The 3,916-nt window shown below is 65.2% G+C and carries 3 protein-coding genes and 1 pseudogene; all 4 read right to left on the bottom strand.

The window, feature by feature from the left end; genetic code table 11:
• Window positions 1-811: ABC transporter ATP-binding protein (locus AC2VOP_RS19220; RefSeq protein ID WP_486962447.1), on the bottom strand; the 811-nt coding region annotated here is incomplete at its 3' end.
• A gap of 133 nt (window positions 812-944) precedes the next feature.
• Entirely contained in the window at window positions 945-2,513 is a 1,569-nt protein-coding gene (locus tag AC2VOP_RS19215) for an MCE family protein (protein ID WP_486962446.1), read from the bottom strand.
• 3 nt (window positions 2,514-2,516) lie between these two features.
• A complete protein-coding gene (locus AC2VOP_RS19210) occupies window positions 2,517-3,656 on the bottom strand; it encodes a virulence factor Mce family protein (RefSeq protein ID WP_486962445.1) in 1,140 nt (379 codons plus the stop codon).
• Window positions 3,657-3,916, bottom strand: a pseudogene (locus AC2VOP_RS19205) (mammalian cell entry protein); the annotation flags it as partial. It abuts the gene before it with no gap.

Raw genomic sequence — 3,916 nt, 5'->3', positions numbered from 1 at the left:
CGAGCCATGCCAGATCGCGAGGTAGTTGGACCTGGCCGCTGTCGGCTTCGATCTCACCGTCGAGAAGGGAGATCAGCCGGGGGGCGTCGTCGGCGATGGACTGATCATGGGTTACCAGGACGATGGTTTGACCCGACGAATTCAGACTGTAGAGAGTGTCGATCACCTTGCGGCCGTTACGGGTATCCAGATTGCCGGTGGGTTCGTCGGCGAGTATCACATCGGGTGTCATGAACAATGCCCGCGCCACGGCCACCCGTTGCTGTTCGCCGCCGGACAATTCCGCGGGTACCCGGCTGCCCAACTTCGCAAGGCCGACCTGATCAAGTAAAGTCATTGCGCGCTCGTGTTGAGCACGACCCGATTTGCCGGCCAGTAATCCGGGCAGCATCACATTCTCGACGACAGATAAGCCGGCCAACAGATTGAACGCTTGGAATACATATCCGATTGTCCGGCATCGGACGGCGGCCAGCCGCCGACGTGACAGCTGAGCGATGCTCTCCCCATTCACCAGAATGTCACCGCTCGTCGGGAGATCCAAAAGCCCGAGGATGCTCAGCAGCGTCGACTTCCCCGACCCTGAAGGTCCCACTAACGCGACGAATTCGCCTCGGCGTATGTGCAGATCGATGTTGTTGAGCACCGGAGTGCTCGCGGCGCCGCTGCCGAAGGATTTGTGAAGTTTGCGTGCCTCGAGGACAACCGGTTCGGCAACTTCGTGGCCGTTCAGCGCATCAAGGTCGTCGTGGTTTTCTGCGGTAAGTCCGTCATGAATATCGCCCACTTTCTGCACCTTGGTTTTAGGCACTGCGCAACTCCATTGGTGTCAGTGATTCATCCGGAATGCCCGGAATACCTGGCGCCAGCATACCGATTGCGCCGACGGTCGAGTCGATCGGCTCGCCGCCGACCCAGGTTGCCGGATGTCGACGGACCAGCCCTCAGCCCGCCGGGGCCAGCATCGCCTTCCAGCCGTCGGGGCCGATGGCGGTCGAGTCTTCCAGTGAGAACACCGTGCCGTCGGGTCCGGCGACCAGACCGCTCTGCGCGTCGTAGACCGCGACCGAAGCGGCGCCGGGGTGGTAGACACACGGGTTGGGCTGCTGGCCGTTGCACTCGACGGTGCCCGAGCCGGGCCGCTGCAGCGGGTCGTTGACCGGCGGTGGCGTGCCGGGCAACTCGTTTGCCGGCAAAGGGTTTCGGCCGTTGTTGATCGACGGTGCCGGTATCACCCGGCCTGGGTCGACCGGCTGGTCGCAGCGCGCGCCGGGTGCGGGGCAGTTGCGGATCTGGTTCGGGTCGCCGTACCAGGGGTTGGTGCCCAGCGGGACGTAGGGTTTGTCGCTGCGGCACTCCCGCGGGGTCGCCGCCCGCTTGCCGGGCACGTCCACGCACGGATAGTTGCGGGCACCGCGTACTGCGTTGGCTTGCGCGTCTTGCGGGATCTTGCAGTAGGTGCCGGCCGGCAGTGGTGCGGGTCTGGTATCGGCCGGTGATCGCCACTGCGACGCGGGCAGGAAGCCGGTCAGGCACGCAGGCGGCTGGTTGAGTGCTGCCGCGCCGACACCAAGTGACGCCTGGCCGGGGGATGCCGTGGTCACCGTCTGGGCTATCGTCCCGAGCTGCGGCAAAAACACCAAAAGCTGTTCGACGCCGCCGTGATAACGCTTGAGCATCTCGAGGACGACCTCGAGATTGGCCAGTGTCTGCGGCAGCGACTGGCGAACATCGCTCAACGTCTTGTTGACCTGGTCCGCGGTGGGAGCTGCGTTGGCCAGGACACGGCGCAGCACGCGATCCTGCTGCGCCGTCTGGGCGGCCAGCGTGTCGAGGTTGGCCGCCCACTGCGTGATCGCGGCGCTGGAATCGACCTGGCTGTCGATGATCGGTGCGGAATGCACGATGATGTCGTCGAAGTCCTTGATGCTGCCCTTGAAGTCGTGGGCGATCGCACCGGTGGCGTCGACCAGGCGCTGCAGGGTCGGCCCCAAACCGCCGACGGCCTGCGACGTCTCGTCAAGCAGTGTTGCGATCTTGTCCTTGGGCAGCGCCGCCAGTCCTTGTGCGGCGGTGTCCAGCGCCGGGCCGATCGGGCTGGGAACCGTGCTCGTGGTGATTGTCTGCCCGTCGCGGAGATACGGGCCTTCATACGGCCGCCCCTCGCCGTCGGGCGACACCAGGTCCAGGTACTGTTCGCCGACCGCCGACACCGAGTGCACGTTGGCCGAGGTGTTGGCCGGGATCTGGTAGGCGTCGTCGACACTCAGTGTCGCGCGGGCACCACGGCGGGTCGGTTCCACATCGGTGACCTTGCCGATGGTGATGCCCCGATATGCCACGTTCGCCGTTCGATACAACCCCCCGGACTGGGGCAAATCGGCGTACAGCGTGTATCGGCCGATTCCGACGAGGCGTGGTATCCGCAGGTAGTAGACGCCCAATATGACAACCGCCGCAACTCCCACCACGGTCAACAACACCAACTGCGTCTTGATGGCTCGGGTCAGCATCGATCACTCGCCCCTTTCCACCAGCGGTCCGCCCGGCGCGTCGTTCGGGTTCGGCGTGTAACGCACATCCGGCACCATGGTTGTCGGGTCCCGTCCCCAGGACTGCTCGAGCGCGCGCAACGCACCGGAGACCCCCGTCCCACTGAGGATCGCGTTGTCGACCGTGGACAACGTCAGGTCGAATACCCCGGAGAAGTTAAGGTAGTCGCCGCGCAGCACTTGGTGCAGCGTGTCGAGATCGAATGGTGCGGTAAGGCCCAACTTCAGCGCGCCGACTGCGTACGGCGCTGCCCGGTCGAGTTCCCGGAGCGGCCGCTGCAGCGACTGCAGGCTCTGGTGCAGGTTTCCTCGGGCCTCTGACAGTGCCCGGTTTGCGGCGTCGCTGAAGCGACCCAGAGATTGTGTGGCGTTGACGAACAGATCGCGGGTGTCGGCGAAATGCTGGATCAGCGGCGGCATCTCGGTGAGCAGCCGGTCCAGCGTCTCGTCGCGGTCGGCGACGATGCTCAGCAGTTGGTTGGTGGAGTCGATGGCACGGGTCAGGTCGTTGCGCTGGTGGGCCAGTTCGGCGGTGAACGTGTCCAGCCGGTCGAGAAATTCGCGGATCCGATCGACACGGCCGTCCAGGATGTCGAGGACCTCGGTCTGGATCACGTCGAGATTGGGTATGCCCCCGCCGTTGAGGATCATTGCGATGCTGGCCAACGTCCGTTCGACGGTGGGATAGGCCGAGGAGTTCTTCAGGCCAATGGTGTCGCCGCTTTTCAACGGTTGTGGCGATGGATTCGGCGGTGCGGCCAGCTCGACGTGTTGGGTGCCCAACAGGCTGGTCTGACCGACCCTCGCGGTCGCGTTCGCGGGCAGTCGCACCGCCGGATCGAGGTCCAGGGTCAAGGTCGCGACCCAGTTCTTCAGGCTTATCCCGCGTACCGTGCCGACCCAGACGTCGGCGGCCCGCACGCGACTGTTCGTGTTCAGCGCCAACGTGTCCGGTAGCTGTACGTAGATCGTCAGATGATCAGGTCCGGTACCGCGGCCGAGCGGCAGCGGCACATCGGCGATGCCGCGCCAACCACACGATGTCAGCGTCATGGCGGCGCATGCCATGACGGACCAGCGGTGAAGCAGGCGTGACAGTCGCATTTATCGCCCACCTCCGATCGGTGCCGGTGGCGGGAGTGCGGGATAGCCGGCGGGCGGCGGCGGATTGGATTCGTCGTAGGAGTTCGCCGGCCCGGACATGGTGTCTCCCGGCGGTGGGGGCGCGATGTCCGGGCCGCCCATCAGCTCGGCCAGCGATTCGGGAGTCAGCATGTTCGCGGTGAGCGGTTGAACCTGCGTGCCCTGCATCCCGGGTGCGACGATCCAGCCCGGCTCGGAGTTGCGATGCGAAAACGGGGTGT

It is taken from the genome of Mycobacterium sp. TH-M106, assembly GCF_057473765.1.
The sequence above is the reverse complement of the archived record's forward strand: the minus strand, read 5'-3'. Positions and strand labels throughout refer to the sequence as shown.